This window comes from Kineococcus aridisoli (assembly GCF_050871885.1).
In the GTDB taxonomy this organism is placed as follows: domain Bacteria; phylum Actinomycetota; class Actinomycetes; order Actinomycetales; family Kineococcaceae; genus Kineococcus.
The window spans coordinates 1-19,771 of sequence record NZ_JBJLSF010000015.1; the positions used below are offsets into that span (position 1 = coordinate 1).

General features: G+C 75.3%; 19 protein-coding genes. 9 read left to right on the forward strand and 10 right to left on the reverse strand.

The genetic code is table 11. The features are described from left to right. Positions 1-18 precede the first annotated feature (18 nt). Complete coding sequence (locus ACRYM2_RS06340) at positions 19-657, reverse strand: hypothetical protein (RefSeq protein ID WP_432520756.1); 639 nt, start codon at positions 655-657, stop codon at positions 19-21. A 332-nt stretch (positions 658-989) separates the two neighbouring features. On the opposite strand from ACRYM2_RS06340, the gene ACRYM2_RS06345 reads away from it, so the two are divergent. From ACRYM2_RS06345 to ispF, 3 genes are read left to right on the forward strand one after another with little or no spacing between them, the layout of a single operon-like run. Continuing rightward, entirely contained in the window at positions 990-1,472 is a 483-nt protein-coding gene (locus ACRYM2_RS06345; RefSeq protein ID WP_166615106.1) for a CarD family transcriptional regulator, read from the forward strand. Further along, a complete protein-coding gene (ispD, locus tag ACRYM2_RS06350) occupies positions 1,469-2,152 on the forward strand; it encodes a 2-C-methyl-D-erythritol 4-phosphate cytidylyltransferase (protein WP_432520851.1) in 684 nt (227 codons plus the stop codon). The genes ACRYM2_RS06345 and ispD overlap by 4 nt, the downstream gene beginning before the upstream one ends. Next, positions 2,149-2,628, forward strand: coding sequence for a 2-C-methyl-D-erythritol 2,4-cyclodiphosphate synthase (gene ispF / locus ACRYM2_RS06355; RefSeq protein ID WP_432520758.1), 480 nt, complete (start codon positions 2,149-2,151; stop codon positions 2,626-2,628). The genes ispD and ispF overlap by 4 nt, the downstream gene beginning before the upstream one ends. A 63-nt stretch (positions 2,629-2,691) precedes the next feature. Here the strand turns inward: ispF and ACRYM2_RS06360 are convergent, their stop codons facing one another. The 3 genes from ACRYM2_RS06360 to ACRYM2_RS06370 all read right to left on the reverse strand — a co-directional run bounded on the left by ACRYM2_RS06360 (position 2,692) and on the right by ACRYM2_RS06370 (position 5,812). Beyond that, a complete protein-coding gene (locus ACRYM2_RS06360) occupies positions 2,692-3,915 on the reverse strand; it encodes an AI-2E family transporter (RefSeq protein ID WP_432520760.1) in 1,224 nt (407 codons plus the stop codon). A 125-nt stretch (positions 3,916-4,040) separates the two neighbouring features. Continuing rightward, positions 4,041-4,682: an MBL fold metallo-hydrolase gene (locus ACRYM2_RS06365; protein WP_432520761.1), complete on the reverse strand. Its 642-nt coding sequence runs from the start codon at positions 4,680-4,682 to the stop codon at positions 4,041-4,043. Next, complete coding sequence (locus ACRYM2_RS06370) at positions 4,679-5,812, reverse strand: S-(hydroxymethyl)mycothiol dehydrogenase (RefSeq protein WP_432520762.1); 1,134 nt, start codon at positions 5,810-5,812, stop codon at positions 4,679-4,681. The genes ACRYM2_RS06365 and ACRYM2_RS06370 overlap by 4 nt, the downstream gene beginning before the upstream one ends. Positions 5,813-5,869: 57 nt before the next feature. On the opposite strand from ACRYM2_RS06370, the gene cysS reads away from it, so the two are divergent. The 3 genes from cysS to ACRYM2_RS06385 are packed head-to-tail and all read left to right on the forward strand — an operon-like array spanning position 5,870 to position 8,812. Then, positions 5,870-7,285 carry a cysteine--tRNA ligase gene (cysS, locus tag ACRYM2_RS06375; protein ID WP_432520763.1) on the forward strand — a complete coding sequence of 472 codons (1,416 nt, stop codon included), beginning with the start codon at positions 5,870-5,872 and terminating at the stop codon, positions 7,283-7,285. Further along, on the forward strand, positions 7,285-8,262 hold the full coding sequence (gene rlmB / locus ACRYM2_RS06380) for a 23S rRNA (guanosine(2251)-2'-O)-methyltransferase RlmB (RefSeq protein ID WP_432520765.1): 978 nt from the start codon (positions 7,285-7,287) through the stop codon (positions 8,260-8,262). The genes cysS and rlmB overlap by 1 nt, the downstream gene beginning before the upstream one ends. A gap of 43 nt (positions 8,263-8,305) precedes the next feature. Next, positions 8,306-8,812, forward strand: a complete 507-nt coding sequence (locus tag ACRYM2_RS06385) for a MarR family winged helix-turn-helix transcriptional regulator (RefSeq protein WP_432520767.1) — start codon at positions 8,306-8,308, stop codon at positions 8,810-8,812. Between the two features lie 45 nt (positions 8,813-8,857). On the opposite strand, the gene ACRYM2_RS06390 is transcribed toward ACRYM2_RS06385, so the two are convergent. From ACRYM2_RS06390 to ACRYM2_RS06400, 3 genes are all read right to left on the reverse strand, one after another. Continuing rightward, positions 8,858-9,745 carry an NAD-dependent epimerase/dehydratase family protein gene (locus ACRYM2_RS06390; RefSeq protein ID WP_432520769.1) on the reverse strand — a complete coding sequence of 296 codons (888 nt, stop codon included), beginning with the start codon at positions 9,743-9,745 and terminating at the stop codon, positions 8,858-8,860. Positions 9,746-9,768: 23 nt separating this feature from the next. Next, on the reverse strand, positions 9,769-11,031 hold the full coding sequence (locus ACRYM2_RS06395; protein WP_432520770.1) for a DUF4032 domain-containing protein: 1,263 nt from the start codon (positions 11,029-11,031) through the stop codon (positions 9,769-9,771). Positions 11,032-11,136: 105 nt separating this feature from the next. Continuing rightward, positions 11,137-12,213 carry an ABC transporter ATP-binding protein gene (locus ACRYM2_RS06400; protein WP_432520772.1) on the reverse strand — a complete coding sequence of 359 codons (1,077 nt, stop codon included), beginning with the start codon at positions 12,211-12,213 and terminating at the stop codon, positions 11,137-11,139. Between the two features lie 306 nt (positions 12,214-12,519). On the opposite strand from ACRYM2_RS06400, the gene ACRYM2_RS06405 reads away from it, so the two are divergent. Both ACRYM2_RS06405 and ACRYM2_RS06410 read left to right on the forward strand, forming a co-directional pair. Further along, positions 12,520-13,002 (forward strand): cation:proton antiporter regulatory subunit, encoded by a 483-nt coding sequence (locus tag ACRYM2_RS06405; protein ID WP_432520773.1) that lies wholly within the window; start codon positions 12,520-12,522, stop codon positions 13,000-13,002. Positions 13,003-13,066: 64 nt separating this feature from the next. Then, complete coding sequence (locus ACRYM2_RS06410) at positions 13,067-14,248, forward strand: cation:proton antiporter (RefSeq protein ID WP_432520775.1); 1,182 nt, start codon at positions 13,067-13,069, stop codon at positions 14,246-14,248. A gap of 42 nt (positions 14,249-14,290) precedes the next feature. Here the strand turns inward: ACRYM2_RS06410 and otsB are convergent, their stop codons facing one another. Then, the gene (otsB, locus tag ACRYM2_RS06415; protein ID WP_432520776.1) at positions 14,291-15,073 is read right to left on the reverse strand and encodes a trehalose-phosphatase; all 783 of its coding nucleotides are present in this window, start codon (positions 15,071-15,073) and stop codon (positions 14,291-14,293) included. Further along, positions 15,070-16,494 carry an alpha,alpha-trehalose-phosphate synthase (UDP-forming) gene (gene otsA / locus ACRYM2_RS06420; RefSeq protein WP_432520777.1) on the reverse strand — a complete coding sequence of 475 codons (1,425 nt, stop codon included), beginning with the start codon at positions 16,492-16,494 and terminating at the stop codon, positions 15,070-15,072. Before otsA ends, otsB begins: the two co-directional genes overlap by 4 nt. Before the next feature lie 171 nt (positions 16,495-16,665). Here otsA and ACRYM2_RS06425 point away from each other — a divergent pair, with 171 nt between their 5' ends. Further along, positions 16,666-18,627 carry a serine/threonine-protein kinase gene (locus tag ACRYM2_RS06425; RefSeq protein ID WP_432520779.1) on the forward strand — a complete coding sequence of 654 codons (1,962 nt, stop codon included), beginning with the start codon at positions 16,666-16,668 and terminating at the stop codon, positions 18,625-18,627. Between the two features lie 37 nt (positions 18,628-18,664). Here the strand turns inward: ACRYM2_RS06425 and ACRYM2_RS06430 are convergent, their stop codons facing one another. Next, the gene (locus ACRYM2_RS06430) at positions 18,665-19,768 is read right to left on the reverse strand and encodes a LacI family DNA-binding transcriptional regulator (protein WP_432520781.1); all 1,104 of its coding nucleotides are present in this window, start codon (positions 19,766-19,768) and stop codon (positions 18,665-18,667) included. Positions 19,769-19,771: the final 3 nt, after the last annotated feature.

Here is a 19,771-nt window from a genome sequence, read left to right on the forward strand (position 1 = left end):
AGTTGTGATATAAGAGTGTTAAGCGGGTGCCGCGGCCCCCCCGGCCGCCGCGGCGGCGCTCGGGTCGGCGGTCGCCGAGGCGGCCGCACCGGAGGTCGGGGGGACCGGGGCCGGGGTGGGGGTGAGCTGCGCGTACTCGAAGCACGGCAGCACGACGGGGGCCTCGACGACCCGGTCCGTGCCGGCGACGGTGAACGTCATGGGCACCGTCTGGCCCGGCAGCACCGGCACCTGCGGGATCTGCACCCAGCCCGCCTGCTGGCCCGGCCCGCCGACGGCCCGGCCGTCGGTGTTGTCGCCGGCGGCCGCGCTCGGGTCGCCGATCTGCACCGTGGCGCCCGCGGGCACGGTGAACGTCTGCGGCGGCGTGCTGCCCGCATCGACGTCCACGCTCACGCCGACCGAGGCCTCGTCGTCGCCGGCGTTGACGAAGACCACCGACAGCACGCCGGGCTCGTCGATCCCCGAGGAGACGACGAGGGCGTTGCGGATCGCGACGTCCCCGACGGCCGTGCCCATGCCGTCGCTGGGGTCGTAGGGCTTGTGCACGATCGCGGGCGAGAACACCGAGCAGCCGGCGATCCCGAGGGTGCTGGCGACGGTGACGAGCGCCACGGCGGAGCGGTGCGCGGCGGGTCGGCGCAGGCGGAGCTTCACGCGTTCAGACTACCGGCAGTCGTAGCCGGGGTCGCAGCGGAGCGGTGCGCGCGCCGCCCCGCGCGGGCTGCGGGCGGAGCGGGGACGGGCCCGCGGACGGGCCCGCGGACGGGCCGGGGGGCGGAGCGGGGGACGGGCCGGGAGGCGGCGCGGCGTGCTCGCGCGATCACCGTCGGCGAACGCCCGTTGCGCGCGCGAAGCACGCGAACGCGGGCCTGTCAAGAGCTCCGCACTGGAGGTGTGAGCCTCTGACCTGCGCAAACGCTGCGCGCGGGGCTGGGATCCACTGGTTCGCCGTGGTAATCTGGAGCCAGGGAAAGGGGTCACGTTCTATGGCTTTCACGGTCGGCGAAACGGTCGTCTACCCCCACCACGGGGCTGCACTGATCGAGGAGATCAAGACCCGCACCATCAAGGGCGAGGAGAAGCTCTACCTCGTGCTCAAGGTCGCCCAGGGCGACCTGACGATCGAGGTGCCCGCGGACAACGTCGACCTCGTGGGCGTCCGCGACGTCGTCGGCCGCGAGGGGCTGGACCGGGTGTTCTCGGTCCTGCGCACCCCCTACGCGGAGGAGCCCACCAACTGGTCCCGCCGCTACAAGGCGAACCTGGAGAAGCTCGCGTCCGGGGACGTCGTGAAGGTGGCCGAGGTCGTCCGCGACCTGTGGCGCCGCGACCAGGACCGCGGCCTGTCCGCGGGGGAGAAGCGGATGCTCGCCAAGGCGCGGCAGATCCTCGTCTCCGAGCTCGCCCTGGCCGAGAACACCAACGAGGACAAGGCCGAGTCGCTGCTCGACGAGGTCCTGGCCTCCTGAGGTCGGCGCTCGTCGTCCCGGCCGCCGGCCGGGGCGACCGCCTCGGGGCCTCGCGTCCCAAGGCGCTCGTGCCACTCGCGGGCGAACCGCTCCTCGTGCACGCGCTCCGGCGCGCGGCCGCCTCCGGCGTCGTCGACGTCGTGGTGGTCGTCGCGCCGGCCGGCGCGTGCGACGAGGTGCGGGACGTGCTCGCGGGCCTGTCCCTGCCCGACCTGCGGGTCGTGCCCGGTGGCGCCGAGCGGCAGGACTCCGTCCGCCTCGGGCTCGCGGCCCTGCCCGGCGACGTCGACGTGGTGCTCGTGCACGACGCCGCGCGCTGCCTGACGCCCCCGGCCGTCTTCGCGCTCGTCGTGCGGACCGTGCGGGCCGGCCACCCGGCCGTCGTGCCCGCGCTGCCCGTCTCCGACACCGTCAAGCGCGTGGCCGGCGACGCCGTCGTCGAGACCGTCGACCGCAGCGAGCTCGTGGCCGTGCAGACACCGCAGGGCTTCGCGGCCGCACCGCTGCGCGCCGCCCACGAGGCCGCCGCCGCCACGGCCCCGGCCACCGACGACGCGGGGATGCTGGAGGCCCTGGGCCACCCCGTGTGCACCGTGCCCGGTGACGACCGCGCCTTCAAGGTCACCCGCCCGCTGGACCTCGTCCTGGCCGAGGCGCTGCTCGCGCGGGCACCCTCGTGAGCGCCCTGCCGCGGGTGGGCACCGGCGTCGACGTCCACCCGCTGGCCCCGGGCCGGCCCTGCTGGGTCGCCGGCCTGCTGTGGCCCGACGAGCCCACCGGTCCCGAGGGCCACTCCGACGGGGACGTGGCCGCGCACGCCTGCTGCGACGCCCTCTTCGCCGCCGCCGGGCTCGGCGACCTCGGTGCCCACTTCGGCACCGCGCGCCCGGAGCTGGCCGGAGCCTCCGGCGTGCGGCTGCTCGGCGAGGCGGCCCGGCTGGTGCGCGCGGCGGGCTTCGAGATCGGCAACGTCTCGGTGCAGGTCGTCGGCAACCGCCCCAAGATCGGCAGCCGCCGCCGCGAGGCGCAGGAGGCGCTGTCGGCGGCGTGCGGCGCCCCCGTCTCGGTGGCCGGCACGACGACCGACGGCCTCGGTCTCACCGGTCGCGGCGAGGGCATCGCCGCGATCGCCACCGCCCTCGTCGTCGCCCGCTGACGCCCCGCCGACCACCCGCCGCTCGGCGGGAGCCGGTGGGGAGCCGGCGGGCAGGCGGTGTCCTCAGGACGTGGGCGCGGTGCCGCCGTCCGCCGCGGGCGGTCCGCTCGTCGCGTCCGTCTCCGGCGAGCGCACCCGGCGGCGGCGCTTGTTCGTCTCCTCGTGCACGTTCGGGTTCTCCGGCTCGTCCGGCACGAGCTGGTGGTGCACGTAGCGCAGGACCACGGTCACGATCGCCGCGACCGGCACGGCGAGGAACGCGCCGGTGATGCCGAAGACGGTGCCGCCGAGGGTGACCGAGCCGATGACGACCACCGGGTGCAGCGCCAGGGACTTGCCGACGAGCAGCGGCTGCAGGACGTTGCCCTCCAGCTGCTGCACCAGCAGCACGATCCCGAGCACGATGAGCGCCTGCACCCACCCGAGGGTGACGAGCGCGATGAGGATGGCGATCGCGCCGGAGGCGACGGCACCGACGATCGGGATGAACGCGGCGAAGAAGATGAGCACGGCCAGCGGCAGCGCCAGGGGCACGTCGAGGATCCACAGCCCGATGCCGATGAAGACCGCGTCGACGAGGGCGACCGCCGCCTGGGAGAGCACGTAGCCGCGCACGGCCGACCAGATCCGGCTGCCCAGCGCCACGGCGTGGGTGTGCGAGCGCTCGTCCAGCCAGCGGCGCGACCAGGGCAGCAGCCGGTCCCCGTCGGCGAGGCAGAAGAACGACAGCACGAGCACGAGCAGCGTGGTGACGACACCGGAGCCGACGCTGGAGGCGCCGGCGATGACGCCGCCGGCGATGTTCTGCGCGTTCGCCTGCAGCTCGGCGACGCCCCGGTCGATGAGGTTGTTGATCTGGGTGTCGCCCAGGTTGAGGGGCGGGCCGCTGACGTAGGTCTGCAGCGTGTTGAGGCCGGCGATCGCGGAGTCGCTGATCTGCGTGGCCTGCCCGGCGACGTTGGGGATCAGGGCGGCGAAGATGCCGAGGACGGCGACGATGAGCAGCAGCAGCGCCAGGATCGCCGCCAGCGAGCGCGGCAGCACCGTGCGCAGCACCTGCGCCAACGGCCACAGGATCGCGCTGAGCAGGACGCCCAGCAGCAGCGGCAGCACCAGGGACCAGCCCTTGCCGAGCAGCCAGAACAGCCCGGCGAGGGCGAAGGCGATGACGAGCAGCCGCACCGACCACCAGAACGCCGTGTCGATCCCGCGCTGCACGGCGCGGGTCGGGCGTTCCAGCGGGCCTCGGTGCGACCCGGTGGGCGGGGTGTTCGCCTGATCACTCACGCCGAGGATGCTCTCAGCAGATCCCGCCACCGGCACCTCGCAGCGGCGACGGGCACCGCCCGCCGCCGCTCAGCACCCCCCGCCGGCGCCCGAGGCGCCTCGCCCGCCGCTCCTGCGGCCGCCGGTCAGTGCCCCCGCGCGATCCACTCGGCCAGGTGCGGGGCCTCGTCGCCGATCGTGGTGTCCTCGCCGTGGCCGGTGTGCACGCGGGTGTCGGCGGGCAGCTGCAGCAGCACGTCGCGGATCGAGTCCACGATGGTGGGGAAGCTGGAGAAGGAGCGCCCCGTCGCCCCCGGCCCGCCCTTGAAGAGGGTGTCGCCGGTGAAGACCGTCGCCAGCTCCGGGGCGTAGAAGGACACCGCGCCGGGGGTGTGGCCGGGGGTGTGCAGCACGTGCAGGTCGGTGCCGGCCACCGTCAGCACCTGCCCGTGGGCCAGGTCGGTGGTGGGCACCCCGGGGTTCGTCAGCTCCCACACCTCGCGGTCGGCCGGGTGCAGCAGCACCGGCACGCGCCGTTCGGCGGTGCTGCAGCGCTGCGCCAGGGCCGGTGCCTCGCGGACGTGGTCGTCGTGGGCGTGCGTGCAGGCCACGGCCAGCAGCAGCCGGTCGCCCACGGCCGCGGCGATGGCCTCCGCGTCGTGCGGGGCGTCCAGGACGACCACCTCGGAGTCGTCGCCGACCAGCCAGACGTTGTTGTCCACCTCGAAGCTCTGCCCGTCGAGGGTGAAGGTGCCCGAGGTGACCAGGTGCTCGATGTGCGCGCTCACGCGCCCGCCCCGTCCAGCACCACGACGCTGCGCAGGACCTCGCCGCGCGCCATCGTCGCGAAGGCCTCCTCCACCCCGTCCAGGCCGATGCGCTCGGAGACGAAGGCCTCCAGCGGCAGCCGCCCGCGCGCGTGCAGCTCCAGCAGCGCCGGGAAGTCCCGCTCGGGCAGGCAGTCGCCGTACCAGGAGCTCTTCAGGGCCCCGCCGCGCCCGAAGACGTCCAGCAGCGGCACCTCCAGCTGCATCTGCGGGGTCGGCACCCCCACCAGCACGACCGTGCCGGCCAGGTCGCGGGCGTAGAAGGCCTGCCGCCAGGTCTCCGGGCGCCCCACCGCGTCGATGACGACGTCGGCGCCGAAGGAGCCGGTCAGCTCCTGCACCGCGGAGACGACCTGCTCCTCGGACATGCCCCGGGAGTCGATCGTGTGGCTGGCGCCCAGGGCCTGCGCCCACGTCAGCTTCTTGGCGTCCACGTCGATCGCGATGACGCGCCGCGCGCCGGCCAGCACCGCCCCGGCGATCGCCGCGCAGCCCACTCCGCCGCAGCCGATGACGGCCACGGTGTCCCCGCGCTGCACCGGGGCGGTGTTCACCGCGGCACCGATGCCGGCCATGACGCCGCAGCCGAGCAGCCCGGCCACGGCCGGGTCGAAGTCCAGCGCGGAGCCGTCGTAAATCGAGGTGTCGATCCTCGTGGCCTGCCCGGCGGCCACCAGCGTCTTGGGTGCGAAGGCGCCGATGCCCAGCGCCGGGCTCAGCGGCGTGCCGTCGGTCAGCGTCATCTTCTGCGTGGCGTTGTGCGTGGCGAAGCAGTACTGCGGGCGCCCGCGCTTGCAGGCGCGGCACTGCCCGCACACCGCGCGCCAGTTGAGGACCACGGTGTCGCCGACGGCGACGCCCTCGACGCCCTCGCCGACCGCGGAGACGGTGCCGGCGGCCTCGTGGCCCAGCAGGAAGGGGTAGTCGTCGTTGATGCCGCCCTCGCGGTAGTGCAGGTCGGTGTGGCAGACGCCGCACGCGGCGACGTCGACGACGACCTCACCGGCGATCGGGTCCGGCACCACGATGTCGACGGTCTCGACGGGGGCGCCCTTGGCGCGCGAGATCACTCCGGGAACGGTCCAGGCCATGCCAGGGACACTAACGACGATCCCGGACACCCCGCACGCGCCGGTAGCCTGGCCCCCGTGACCCTGCACCTGCACGACAGCGCCGCCGGCGCGGTGCGCGAGTTCGCGCCGCTGGTCCCCGGGCGGGTCGGCATCTACGTGTGCGGCGCCACCCCGCAGGGCTCTCCCCACCTCGGCCACGTGCGCGCGCAGGTCGCCTTCGACGTGCTGCGCCGCTGGCTGCTGCGCACCGGTCACGAGGTGACGATGGTCCGCAACGTCACCGACATCGACGACAAGATCCTCGCCAAGGCCGCCGAGGCCGGGGTGCCGTGGTGGGCGCACGCCTACCGCTTCGAGCGGGAGTTCGCCGCGGCCTACGACGCCCTGGGCGTCCTGCCGCCCACGGTGGAGCCGCGCGCCACCGGGCACGTGCCGGAGATGGTCGAGCTCATCGCCCGCCTGGTCGAGCGCGGCCACGCCTACGCGGCACCCGACGGCTCCGGGGACGTCTACTTCGACGTGCGCAGCTGGCCCTCCTACGGCGAGCTGACCCACCAGTCGCTGGACGACATGGAGCCGGCCGCCGACGCCGACCCCCGCGGCAAGCGCGACCCGCGCGACTTCGCGCTGTGGAAGGGCGCCAAGCCCTCCGAGCCCGCGAGCGCGTCCTGGGACACCCCGTGGGGGCGCGGGCGCCCCGGCTGGCACCTGGAGTGCTCGGCGATGGCCGGCCGCTACCTGGGCCCGCGCTTCGACGTCCACGGCGGCGGCCTGGACCTGCGCTTCCCCCACCACGAGAACGAGCAGGCGCAGTCGCGCGCGGCCGGCGACGGCTTCGCGAACTTCTGGCTGCACAACCACTTCGTGACGATGGCCGGCGAGAAGATGAGCAAGTCGCTGGGCAACGTCCTCGGCATCCCGCACCTGCTGCGCGAGCACCGCGCGGTGGTGCTGCGCTACTACCTGGTCTCCGCGCACTACCGCACCGCGCTGGAGCACTCGGCGACCTCCCTGGTGGAGGCCGAGGCGGCCTACTCCCGGCTGGAGGGCTTCGTGCGCCGGGCCGCCGAGCGCCTCGGCGAGCAGCCCGCCGGGCAGGTGCCGGACGCGTTCGCCGCCGCGATGGACGACGACCTGGCGACCCCGGCGGCGCTGGCGGTCCTGCACGAGGCCGTCCGCGCCGGCAACTCCGCCCTCGCCGCGGGCGACGAGGCGGCGCTGCGCACCGCGTACGAGCAGGTGCGGGCCGGGCTCGACGTGCTGGGCCTGGACCCCTTCAGCGAACCCTGGGCCTCGCAGGCGCAGGGTTCGGACACCGCGCGGGCGGCACTCGACGTGCTCGTCCGCGCCCGGCTGCAGGACCGTGCGACCGCCCGCGCCGCACGCGACTTCGCCACCGCCGACGCGGTGCGCGACGCACTCAAGGACGCGGGCATCGTGATCGAGGACACGCCCACCGGCGCCCGGTGGTCGTTGGAGGGCGAGCAGTAGTGGCAGGCAACTCGAAGCGGCGCGGAGCCGTGGCCAAGGGCAAGAAGGGCCCGACCGTCGGCAGCGGCGGCAAGAACCGTCGCGCCCTGGAGGGCAGGGGCCCGACGCCGAAGGCGAGCGACCGCCCGTACCACCCGGCGGCGAAGGCGGCGAACAAGGCGGCGCACCGCGCGGCCACGTCGAACGCGCCGGCCGGCACCCGCAGCGGTGGCCGTCCGCCGGTGCGCCGCAAGGCCGGCGGCGAGACGGAGTGGATCGCCGGGCGGAACTCGATCGTGGAGGCGATCCGCGCGGAGCTGCCGATCACGGCGATCCACGTCGCGAGCCGCATCGACGCCGACGAGCGGGTCAAGGAGATCCTGACCGCCGCCGGTGACCTGGGCATCCCGCTGCTGGAGTCCTCCCGCCAGGACCTGGACCGCCTCACCGACGGCGCGGTCCACCAGGGCGTCGCCGCCAGCGTCCCGCCCTACGACTACGCCCACCCGCAGGACCTGCTGGAGCGCGCCGCGGACAGCGGCCGCCCGCCGCTCGTCGTCGCGCTGGACGGGGTGACCGACCCGCGCAACTTGGGTGCCGTCGTCCGCTCGGTCGGCGCGTTCGGCGGCCACGGCGTCGTCGTGCCCGAGCGGCGCGCGGCCGGGATGACCGCCTCGGCGTGGAAGACGTCGGCCGGTGCCGCGGCCCGCGTGCCGGTGGCGCGGGCCACCAACCTCGTGCGCGCGCTGGTGGAGTACAAGGAGGCCGGCCTGTTCGTCGTCGGCCTGGACGCCGACGGCGACGTCTCGCTGCCCGAGCTGCGGCTGGCCGACGGCCCGCTGGTGGTCGTGGTGGGTGCGGAGGGGGCCGGGCTCTCGCGCCTGGTGCGCGAGAAGTGCGACCAGGTCGTCAGCATCCCCATGTCGGGGGCCGTGGAGTCGCTCAACGCCGGTGTGGCGGCGGGCATCGCGCTCTACGAGGTCTCGCGGCACCGCTGACGCGGAACGTGAAGCGGCAAGTACCTGAGGGTACGATCCCGGGATGGACGAGCAGACGCCGCAGCCGCGCTGGTTGAGCACCGAGGAACGCCGGGTGTGGCTGCGGCTCAGCGCCGTCATGGAGCTGCTGCCGGCGGCCCTGGACGCGCAGCTGCAGCGCGACGCCGGCCTGACCGTCACCGGCTACCTCACGCTGGCGATGCTGTCGGAGGAGCCCACGCGCAGCCTGCGGATGAGCGAGCTGGGCGCGCGCTCCAACGCCAGCCCGTCGCGCATCTCCCACGTCGTCAGCCGCCTGGAGAAGGACGGCTGGGTGCGGCGGGAGCGCAGCGCCGACGACGGCCGCGGGCAGGTCGCGATCCTCACCGACGCCGGCTGGGACAAGGTCGTCGCGACCGCGCCCGGTCACGTGGAGCGGGTCCGCCAGCTGGTCTTCGACCCGCTGCAGGACGGGGACGTCGCCGACCTGGACCGCACGATCACCCGGGTCCTGGACGTCCTGGACCCGGACGCGCGCTTCGCCGCCACGGCGCTGGCCCGCGAGGTCTGAGCCGGCGCCGCGGCACGGGCGGCGGGTGCGGGGGGAGGCGGGGCCTCAGACGTGGTCGCGCCAGGAGTGCTGCGGGTCGTAGCCCAGCACCCGGCGGGCCTTGTCGATGGACAGCAGCGTCTCGTGCTCCCCGAGCTCCTTGCGGACCTCCACGCCCGGGTACACCTCGGCCATGAGCTCGGCCGAGGAGCGGCCCATGACGGTGTCGGCGTTGGCGATGACGAACACCTCCACCCCGGGGTCGGTGCGCTGCAGCGAGCGCCGGACGGCCTGGGCGCCGTCGCGGGCGTCGATGTAGCCCCACAGGTTCCACTTGCGCAGCTGCGGGTCGGCGTCGAAGGAGGGGAAGGCCGCGTAGTCCTCGACGTGCATGACGTTGGAGAAGCGCAGGCCCGTCATCGTCAGCTGCGGCTCCCACCGGCAGAAGTGGTGGGCCATCTCCTCCTCGAGCGCCTTGACGAGGGAGTACGTGGACTCCGGGCGGACCCGGTACTCCTCGTCCAGCGGGGCGTACGGCGGGGGAGCGGCGTCGAAGGGCAGGCCGAGCAGGGTCTCGCTGGAGGCCCACACCACGTTGCGGATCCCCGCCGAGCGGGCGGCGTCGAACACGTTCCACGTCGCCGCGGAGTTGTTGCGGAACGTCGCGGAGTTGCTCAGCAGCCCCGGCGCCGGGACGGCGGCCAGGTGCACGACGGCGTCGAAGGGGCCGGGGCGCTCGTCGGTGCGCCCGGCGAGGGCCTCGAGCACCTGGCCGTGGTCGGTGAGGTCGATGCGCAGGAACTGCGCGTCGTCCTGCTCGGTCAGGCCCGGCGGGCGCACCTGGTCCAGGGCGAGCACGGAGAACCCGTGCTCCAGCAGGTCGCGCAGCACGACCCGCCCGAGCTTGCCCGCGGCGCCGGTGAGCGCGACGCGGGGTGCGGTGGGAGTGGACAACCTCGTCCTCCTGGTCGGTGGGGTCAGCGTTCCGCGATGACGCGGATGGCCTGGGTGTCGACACCGAGCACGGCGCGCTCGTCGGGCTTGGTGGGCAGCACGCTCTCCACGTACGAGTGCACGGCCTCGTCGAGGCCGACGTCGCGGCCGGCGCGCTCGGACAGGTACCAGCGGTGCTCCAGCACCTCGTGGAACAGCTCGGCGGCCTCCAGCTTGCCGCGCATCTCGCGCGGCACGGCGCGCTGCACGGGTTCGAAGACCTCGGCCATCCAGTCGTGGGCGACGATCTCCTCGTCCTCGTTCTGCCGGTCGACGGCCGCCATGTAGGAGTCGAGGTCGTTGAGCAGCCGGCGCGCCTGGTTCTCCTCGGCGTCCAGGCCGGTCAGGCGCAGCAGGCGCCGGGAGTGGTGCCCGGCGTCCACGACCTTGGGCTCGATGCGCACGCTGGTGCCGTCGATGTCGGTGGTGATCGCCAGCTCGCCGACGTCGAAGCCGAGGTCGTTGAGGCGCCGGATGCGGGCCTCCACGCGCCAGCGCTCGCCGCGCTCGAAGGACTCCGGCTCGGTCAGCTCCGACCACAGCGCCCGGTAGCGGGAGACGATGCGGTCGGAGATGGCCAGGACCTCGTCGAGGTCGGCGTCCAGCGCCTCGGAGGCCACGACGTCCAGGAGCTCGCCGGCGATGTTGGTGCGCGCCAGGTCCAGGTCGTACTCGCGCTGGCCGGTGGACAGCTCGTCGTACAGCTCGCCGGTCTCGGCGTCGACGAGGTAGGCGGCGAAGGCGCCGGCGTCGCGGCGGAACAGCGTGTTCGACAGGGACACGTCGCCCCAGTAGAAGCCGGTCAGGTGCAGCCGCACGAGCAGGACCGCGAGGGCGTCCACGGCGCGCTTGGCGGTGTCGGGGCGCAGCGTCTGGCTGTACAGGGCGCGGTAGGGCAGCGAGTACTGCAGGTGCCGGGTGACGAGCACGGAGTTCAGCGGCTCGCCGTCGCGTCCGACGCGGCCGGTGATGACGGCGACGGGGGAGACGGAGGGCACCTCGAGCCGGTTGAGCATGCGCAGCATCCGGTACTCGCGGTGGGCGATCTCCGCGTTGGTCTCCTTGACGGCGAGCACGCGGTTGCCCAGCTTCACGAAGCGCACGATGTGCCGGGAGATGCCCCGCGGCAGCGCCGCCAGGTGCTTGTCGGGCCACTCCTCCAGCGGCACCTCCCACGGCAGGTCGAGCAGTTCGGGGTAGGGCCTGGCCGCGGTGATCTGCAGGGAGGCCGTGGTGGGCGCGCTCACGCTGGTCATCCTCTCAGGAGCGGCGCGTGGCCGGAGGGCCCGGACGCGGCACGGGCCGCCACCCCGTCGTGCGGGGTGGCGGCCCGTGCCGTGGTGCCGGGGCGCTCAGGCCTCGATGCGCTGACCGGTGGTGTGGTCGAACAGGTGCACGTGACCCACCTTGGGGGTGAAGTGGACCGTCGAGCCCTTCTCCGGGGGACGGCGGCCGTCGACGCGCGCGATGACCTGGTGGGCCTCGCCACCCGGCTGGGCCAGCGAGCCGTAGATGTAGGCGTCCGCGCCGAGCTCCTCGACGACCTCCACCTGCACCGGCAGGCCCGCGCTGGACAGCTCCAGGTCCTCCGGGCGCACGCCCAGGGTCATCTTGCTGCCGGTGCCGGCCAGCGCGGCGCGCTCGACCGGGTGCACGGTGTCGCCGAAGCGCACCCCGCCCTCGGTGACGTCCAGGGTCAGCAGGTTCATGGCCGGGGAGCCGATGAAGCCGGCGACGAAGACGTTGTTGGGGTGGTCGTACATGCGCCGCGGGGTGTCGACCTGCTGCAGGATGCCGTCCTTGAGCACCGCCACGCGGTCGCCCATGGTCATGGCCTCGGTCTGGTCGTGGGTGACGTAGACCGTGGTGACGCCCAGGCGCCGCTGCAGGGAGGCGATCTGGGTGCGCGTCTGCACGCGCAGCTTGGCGTCCAGGTTGGACAGCGGCTCGTCCATGAGGAAGACCTGCGGCTGGCGCACGATGGCGCGGCCCATGGCCACGCGCTGGCGCTGGCCGCCGGAGAGGGCCTTGGGCTTGCGGGTCAGGTACTGCTCCAGGTCCAGGATCTTCGCCGCCTCCTGCACGCGGCGCTTGATCTCGTCCTTGGGGGTGCCGGCGATCTTGAGGGCGAAGCCCATGTTGTCGGCGACCGTCATGTGCGGGTAGAGCGCGTAGTTCTGGAACACCATCGCGATGTCGCGGTCCTTCGGGGGAACCGTGGTGACGTCGCGGTCACCGATGAGGATGCGTCCGCCGTTGACGTCCTCGAGACCGGCGAGCATGCGCAGGGAGGTGGACTTGCCGCAGCCGGAGGGGCCGACGAGGACGAGGAACTCGCCGTCCTCGACGTGCAGGTCCAGGGCGTCCACGGCGGGCTTGTCACCGCCGGGGTAGATGCGCGTCGCCTTGTCGAACGTGACCGTGGCCATCGTTGCGTCCTTCCACCGGCAGGTACGTGCCGGACGATCCGTCGTGGAGGACCCGGTCGCGGAGGGCGCCCGGGCGATCTTCGGTTGTGCCGTGGCGCCGTCGCCCCTGCATCGGATCGCGGCGCCGCGGTGGTCGGATCATGCACGACGGATCGCGGGAGGGCAAGGGCCGGTGCCGGGACGCGTGCCGGGATGCGCTCGGGCCCGCGCGGTGTTGGAGGGTGTGGACACCGCAGCGGTGCGGCGTCCGGGGGACAGCTGACGCCCTGGTCGTCGGCTCCCCTCGCCCTGGAGGACACTGGAACCGTGGACCTGGAAGAGACCAAGCTGCCCGGGGTCGGCCTGCGGCACGACTTCACCACCGCGCGCGGCCGGCGCATCGGCGTCATCTCGACCCGCGGCGGTGAGCGGGAGCTGCTCGTCTACTCCCAAGACGACCCCGACGCCTGCCACGCCGTCGTGGACCTCGACGGCGACGAGGCCGAGGTCCTCGCCGAGCTGCTCGGCCAGCCGCGCGTCATCGAGCGCCTGGCCCGCCTGCGCGAGCAGATCGAGGGCCTGGCCACCGAGGGCATCTACCTGGAGGACGGCTCGCCGTACGTCGGCAGGACGCTCGGCGACGCGGCCGTGCGCAGCCGCACGGGCGCCTCCGTCGTCGCGCTGGTGCGCAACGGCGAGGTCATCCCCTCGCCCGCGCCGTCCCAGGAGTTCCGCTCGGGTGACAAGATCGTGGTCGTCGGCACCCAGGAGGGCGTGCGGGCGACTGCCGACCTGCTGCACAACGGCTGACGACGAGGGGCGGCTGACGCCGCGGACCGGCTGACGCGGCCGGGGGGAAGGACGGTCTCGACAGGTGCACACCGCTGCTCTGCTCATCGAGCTCGGCGCGGTGATCCTCGGGCTCGGGCTCGTCGGCCGCCTCGCCGGGCGGCTCGGCATCTCCCCGGTGCCGCTGTACCTGCTGGCGGGGCTGGCCTTCGGGGCCGGCGGCATCCTGCCGCTCAACGCCCCCGACGAGTTCCTCGAGGCCTCCTCGGAGATCGGCGTCGTCATGCTCCTGCTGCTGCTGGGGCTGGAGTACTCCGCCGGGGACCTGCTGGGCAACCTCAAGCGGCAGGCGCCCGTCGGCGTGCTGGACCTCTTCCTCAACGGCCTGCCGGGCGCGGCCTTCGGCCTGCTGCTCGGCTTCGGCCCCGTCGGCGCGCTGGCCATGTTCGGCATCACCGCGGTCAGCTCCTCCGGCATCGTCGCCAAGGTGCTGGCCGACCTGGGCCGGCTGGGCAACCGGGAGACCCCCTCCGTGCTCGGGATCCTCGTGCTCGAGGACCTCGGCATGGCCGTCTACCTGCCGGTCCTCACCGCGGTGCTGGCCGCCTCCGGGGTGTGGGAGGCCACCGGTTCCGTGCTCGTCGCGCTGGCCTGCCTGGCCGTGGCCCTCGTGGTCGCGCTGCGCTGGGGGTCGGTCATCTCGAGGTTCGTCTCCGGCGGTTCCGGCGAGGTGACGCTGCTGCGCGTGCTGGGCCTGGCGCTGCTGGTGGCCGGGGTGGCCGAGCAGCTGCACGTGTCCGCCGCCGTCGGCGCGTTCCTGCTGGGCATCGCCCTCTCCAACGACCTGGAGGAGGAGGCCCACCACCGGCTGGAGCCGCTGCGCGACCTGTTCGCCGCCGTCTTCTTCGTCTCCTTCGGGCTCTCCACGGACCCCAGCAGCCTGCCGCCGGTCCTGCTGCCCGCCCTGGCCCTCGTCGTCGTCGGGGTCGCCACCAAGCTGGTGACCGGCTGGTTCGCCGCCAAGCGCGCGGGCATCGCCCTGCCCGGCCGCGTGCGGGCCGGCGCGGCGCTGATCCCGCGCGGGGAGTTCTCCATCGTCATCGCGGGGCTGGCCACGGCGGCCGGCGTGGACGGCCGGCTGGCGGCGCTGGCGGCCGCCTACGTGCTCGCGATGGCCGTCCTGGGTCCCGTCCTGGCCCGCTTCGCCGACCCGTGGGCCCGCGCCTACGCGCGGCGCCAGCGCGAGCGCGCCGTCACCGCCCGCTGAGGCCCGCACCGCCCGCTCGGCGGGGGACGGGCCCGCGGCGGGTCAGGCGCGCAGGTCGGCGAGGGTGGTCAGCAGTTCGGCCACGGCCGCCGGGTCCGCCACGCGCAGGGCCGCGGCCGTGGCGCCCTCGCCGACCTTCACCGTCACGTCGCCGTCGGCGGGGGACAGGGCCGCGAACGCGTCCTCGTCGGTGACGTCGTCGCCGGCGAAGAGGACGGCCCGCACGGGCGGGCCCTCGGCGGACAGCTCCTCGCGCAGCCGCAGCAGCCCACCGCCCTTGCCCAGCGGCACCGCGCCGAGCTCGACGACCTCCTTGCCGCGCAGCGCGTGCACACCCGCCCAGGTGGCCGGCCCGGCCAGCGCCGCAGCCGTGGCCGCCTCGGCGTCCGGGCGCGCGGCGCGCCGGGTGTGCAGGACCGCCGACATCGGCTTGCGCTCGACGGAGACGCCCGCGCGGCCCGCGGCGATCTCGTCGAGGGCGCCGCCCAGCCGCGCCAGCAGCTCCTGCTCCCCGGCCGAGAGCACCGCCGTGCCCGCCGTCGAGCGCGAGCTCTGGGTGCCGTGACCGCCCACGAGCACGACCTCCGGCGGCACGGCGGCGCGGGCGCGCAGGTCGGCCAGGTCGCGGCCGGAGACGAGCGCGACGTCGGTGCCCGCCACCAGCCGCTCCAGCGCGGCGCTCGCGGCCGGCAGGGCGCGGGCGGCGTCCGGGTCGTCGACGATGGGGGCGAGCACGCCGTCGAAGTCCAGCGCCACGAGGACGCGGCCGCGGCCGGCGAAGGCCTCCAGCGCCGCGCGGACCTCCCCGGGCAGCCCGCCGCTCACGAGGCCCGTCCGGCGACCTGGCCGTGGTGCTCCTCGAGGGCCTCCAGGAAGGAGGCCGCCCAGCGCTGCACGTCGTGGTCGGCGACCCGCCGCCGCAGGGCCCGCATGCGCCGGGCCTGCTCGCGCGGGGACATCCGCATCGCGCGCACGATCGCGTCCTTGAGGCCGTCGATGTCGTGCGGGTTGACCATGAGCGCCTGCCCGAGCTCGTCGGCGGCGCCGGTGAACTCGCTGAGCACGAGCACGCCCCGCTCGTCGTGGCGGGAGGCGATGTACTCCTTGGCGACGAGGTTCATCCCGTCGCGCAGCGCCGTGACGAGCATGACGTCGGCGGCCAGGAACAGCGCCGCCATCTCCTCGCGGCCGTAGGAGTGGTGCAGGTAGTGCACCGCGGTGTGCGCGATCGTCGCGTGCGTGCCGTTGATGCGCCCGACGGTCACCTCGACGTCCTGGCGCAGCTGCACGTACTGCTCGACGCGCTCGCGGCTGGGGGTGGCCACCTGCACGAGCACGGCCTCGCCGACGTCGCTGCGGCCGTCGTCGAGCAGCTCCTCGAAGGCCTTCAGCCGGTGCAGGATGCCCTTGGTGTAGTCCAGCCGGTCCACGCCGAGCAGCAGGAACTCGGGGTTGCCGAGGTCGCGGCGGATCTCCGCGGCGCGGGCCTCGACGTCCTCGCGCTGGGCGAGCTCGTCGAGGGCCTTGTAGTCGATGGAGATGGGGAACGAGGCGGCCCGCACCTCCCGCCCTCCCTCGGCGTCCAGCCGGATGCGCCCCGAGCGCGCGGGCAGGTTGGAGGCCCGGCGGCAGGCGCGGGTGAAGTTGTTGGCGTCCGCGGCGCGCTGGAAGCCCACGAGGTCCGCGCCCAGCAGGCCGTCGATGATCGCCTTGCGCCAGGGCAGCTGCGCGAAGATCTCGAACGGCGGGAACGGGATGTGGTTGAAGAAGCCGATGGACAGGTCCGGCCGGCGCCGGCGCAGCATCCGCGGCACCAGCTGCAGCTGGTAGTCCTGCACCCACACCGTGGCGCCCTCGGCGGCCTGCTGCGCCGCCGCCTCCGCGAAGCGCTCGTTGACGCGCACGTACGCCTCCCACCAGCTGCGGTGGTAGCCGGGCGCGACGATGACGTCGTGGTACAGCGGCCACAGGGTGCCGTTGGAGAAGCCCTCGTAGTACTCCTGGACCTCCTCGGCCGACAGCCCGATGGGCACGCAGCGCACGCCCTCGGCGTCGAAGGGCTCCGGGGGCTCGCCGGGCGCCCCGGCCCAGCCGACCCACGCGCCGTCCTCGCGCTTCATCACCGGTTCCAGCGCCGTCACCAGGCCGCCGGGGCTGCGCCGCCACGACGTGGAGCCGTCGGGCTCCTCCACGCGGTCGACGGGGAGGCGGTTGGCCACCACCACCAGGTCGTAGTCGCCGGCCATCCGGGAACCCTCCTCGCGCTCGGTCGCGGCCGACCCTACCCGGCGGTGCACCGGGTCACCCGTCGTGATCCGGAGGCCGCCGGGCGGCGCCCCGGCCGCGGCCGTGTCACGAGGACGTGGAGGAGTCGTGCGCACCCGGGGAGCGCGCCCCTCCTGCCGTACGGTGGGGGCGTGGTCACCCCCTACCCGCAGTCGCCGGGCGAGGCGCGCACGCGCGCCGTCGGCACCGGGGCGGCGGGCCGCGAGCACCACGCCCCGCAGCACGCCCCGCAGCTCGATCCGCAGCTCGATCCGCAGCCCGGTCGCACCCCCGCCGCCACCTGGCACCCGCCGGCGCACGCGCCCTCGCCCGGCGAGCGCCTCGGCCGCTACCGGCTGGACCGCGAGATCGGCCAGGGCGGGATGGGCATCGTCTACCTGGGCCTGGACGACGAGCACCGCGCCGTCGCCCTGAAGGTCCTCAAGCCGCACATCGCCGCCGACCCGCAGGCCCGCCAGCGGCTGGCCCGCGAGGTGCAGACCCTCGAGCGGGTCCGCTCCCCGCGCGTGGCCGAGGTGCTGTCCGCCGACGTCGACGGCACGTGGCCGCACCTGGTCACCCGCTACGTGCCCGGGCCCCCGCTGGAGCACGTCGTGCAGACGCGCGGGCCGCTGCGCGGCACCCGGCTGCGCGACCTCGGGCACGGGCTGGCCGAGGCGCTGCACGCCATCCACGCCGCCGGCGTCGTCCACCGCGACCTCAAGCCGAGCAACGTGCTGCTGCTGGACGGCCTGCCGGTGGTCATCGACTTCGGCATCGCCCACGTCGCCGACGACGTCCGGCTCACCTCCACGGGCCTGGTCATGGGCACCCCCGGCTACCTCTCGCCCGAGGTCGTGGCGGGCGGGCTGGTCTCCCCGGCGACCGACTGGTGGGGCTGGGCGGCCACCGTGGCCTACGCCGCAAGCGGGCGGCCGCCGTTCGGCACCGGCCCGATGGAGGTCGTGCTGGACCGCGTCCGCCGCGCCGACGTGGACCTGTCCGGCGTCCCCGCCGACCTGCGCGGGCCGCTGCTCGCCGCGCTGGCGGTCAACCCCTCGCACCGCCCGCACCCCGAGGCGCTGCTGCGCGCGCTCGACGGCGCCACGACGGGTCCGCTGGAGCAGTCCGGTGCGGCGGCCACGACCGCCGTGCCCACGCCGCACGGCGCCTCCCCGCGACCCGCGCCGCAGGAGCCGTCCGCGCGCTCGCGCTTCGCCTCGCTCATCTCCGACGAGACCACCCAGCTGCCCGCCGCGGCGCCCGCCACCCGGCAGGTGCCGCCGCCGGGCGCGCGGGCGCACGCCCCGGCGGACCTGCCGGCGGACGCCACGCGCACGCTCCCGCCGGTGGCGGGGCCCGCGCCGCAGGGCCCGCCCGTGCACCAGGCCCCGCCCGGCTGGATCCCCCGCGCCCCCGGTCCCGGGCCGCTGGCCCCGCCGCCCGGCTACCCCCCGCTGGGGCAGCGGGGCGGCCACCCGGTCGCGCCCCGTCCCGGCGAGCAGGAACCCGTGCGCCGGGGCACCAGCGGCGAGCCGGCGCGCCCGCAGCGCACGTGGACGCTGCTCGCGGGCCTGCTCGCGCTCGTGGGCGTCTTCGCCGTCGCGCCCGCGGCGGGCGTCGTGCTGAGCCTGGTCGCGGCGGCCGCCGCGCGCACCGTCGACCGGGCGGCCGCCGGGCTGTTCCGCCGCCGCTGGGAGGCGGGCCCGCGCGCCAGCGACGCGCTGGCCGTCGGCGCGGCGACCCCCTGGCACGCCGTCCGCGCGGCGGTGTCGACGGCCTTCGCGGCCGTGGTCCCGCTGCTGGTGGGCACCAGCGTCGTCTTCGTCCTCGGCACGTTCGGCGGCTCCGGCCGGCTGGCCCACGGAGCCCCGCTGACCCTGGCGCTCGGCGGGCTCGCCGGTGTGCTCGTCGCGTGGAACGGGCCCGGCAGCCGCTCGCTGCAGCGCGGCACCCGCACGGTGGTGCGCAGCGTGCTGCGCGGCGAGCGCGCGACGGGCGTCGCGATCGGCGTGCTGCTGCTCGTCGCCTTCGCCGCGCTGCTCGTCGTGCTCGGCGGCGGGCAGCCCGACTGGCGCCCGCTGACCTCCTCGCCGCTGACCTGGCTGAGCTGACCCCTCCTCCGGCGGCGGGGCGCGGGCCGCGGCCGGCTCAGGCCGACGCCTCGGCCTCGGCCCCTGGAGGCTGTGCGGGGGTGCTGGCGCGCAGCAGCACCTCGCTGTCGACGTGCCGGTGGCGCACCCGCCCGTCCTCGGCGGACTCGACGAGGTCGAACGCGGCGGCGCCGATGTCGGCCAGCGGCAGGCGCACCGTCGTCAGCGCCGGGGCGATGTCGCGCAGCGTCGGGATGTCGTCGAAGCCGGCGACGGCGAGGTCCTCGGGCACCCGCAGCCCCGCGTCGCGCGCCGCGGCCATCGCCCCCACGGCCATGACGTCGTTGGCGGCCAGCACCACCGGCCGGCGCCCCCCGGTGCGCGGCGGGGGCCCCTCGCGCAGCGCCCGCGCGAGGGCGGCGTACGCGCCGTCGCGGGTGAAGGAGCTGTCCAGCACGGCCTGCGGCACCAGCCCGCGGGCCTGCAGGCCCGCGCGGAAGCCCGCCGTCCGCTCGGCCGCCGTCGACAGCTCCTGCGGGCCGGGCAGCAGCCAGAACTCCCGGTAGCCCGCGTCGACGAGCGCCGCGGCGAGCCGCCCGGCCGCGCCGCGGTTGTCGACGAGGACGGTGTCGACCCCCAGCACGTCCTGCGTCACCGCGGCCACCCGCCCGCCGCCGGAGCGGAAGGCCTCCAGCTCCGCGCGCAGCGCGCTCGTCGACGCCCCGTCCTGCCAGCGCGAACCCGCCAGCAGCACCGCCCGCACCCGCTGGCGGCGCAGGGCCGCCACGTGCTGCACCTCGCGCCAGGGGTCCCCGCCGGTGACGGCCAGGGTGACGATGACGTCGGAGCCCGCGGCGCGCGCCATGACGCCCGCCGCGATCGTGGAGAAGTACGGGTCGGCGATGTCGTGCACGACCAGGCCCACCACGTTCGAGCGTCCCCGGGCCATCGCCTGCGCCTGCGCGTTGGCGCTGTAGTCCAGCCGCTCGGCGGCGGCCGTCACCCGCTCGCGCAGCGCCTCGCCGACGACCCGGGTGCTGCCGTTGAGCACGCGCGAGGCGGTGGCCAGCGAGACCCCCGCCTCGCGGGCGACGTCGTCCAGGGTCACCGGCCCGCCGGCGCGCTGGCGGGGGCGTCGGCGAGGGGGGGCGGGGTCGGCCACGCC

Excerpts from the sequence above, each read along its gene's own strand:
- ACRYM2_RS06345 (WP_166615106.1), top strand. The coding sequence starts at position 990 with ATGGCTTTCACGGTCGGCGAAACGGTCGTCTACCCCCACCACGGGGCT.
- ACRYM2_RS06370 (WP_432520762.1), bottom strand. The coding sequence starts at position 5,812 with ATGGCCTGGACCGTTCCCGGAGTGATCTCGCGCGCCAAGGGCGCCCCC.
- ACRYM2_RS06400 (WP_432520772.1), bottom strand. The coding sequence starts at position 12,213 with ATGGCCACGGTCACGTTCGACAAGGCGACGCGCATCTACCCCGGCGGT.
- otsA (WP_432520777.1), bottom strand. The coding sequence starts at position 16,494 with ATGGCCGGCGACTACGACCTGGTGGTGGTGGCCAACCGCCTCCCCGTC.
- ACRYM2_RS06385 (WP_432520767.1), top strand. The coding sequence starts at position 8,306 with ATGGACGAGCAGACGCCGCAGCCGCGCTGGTTGAGCACCGAGGAACGC.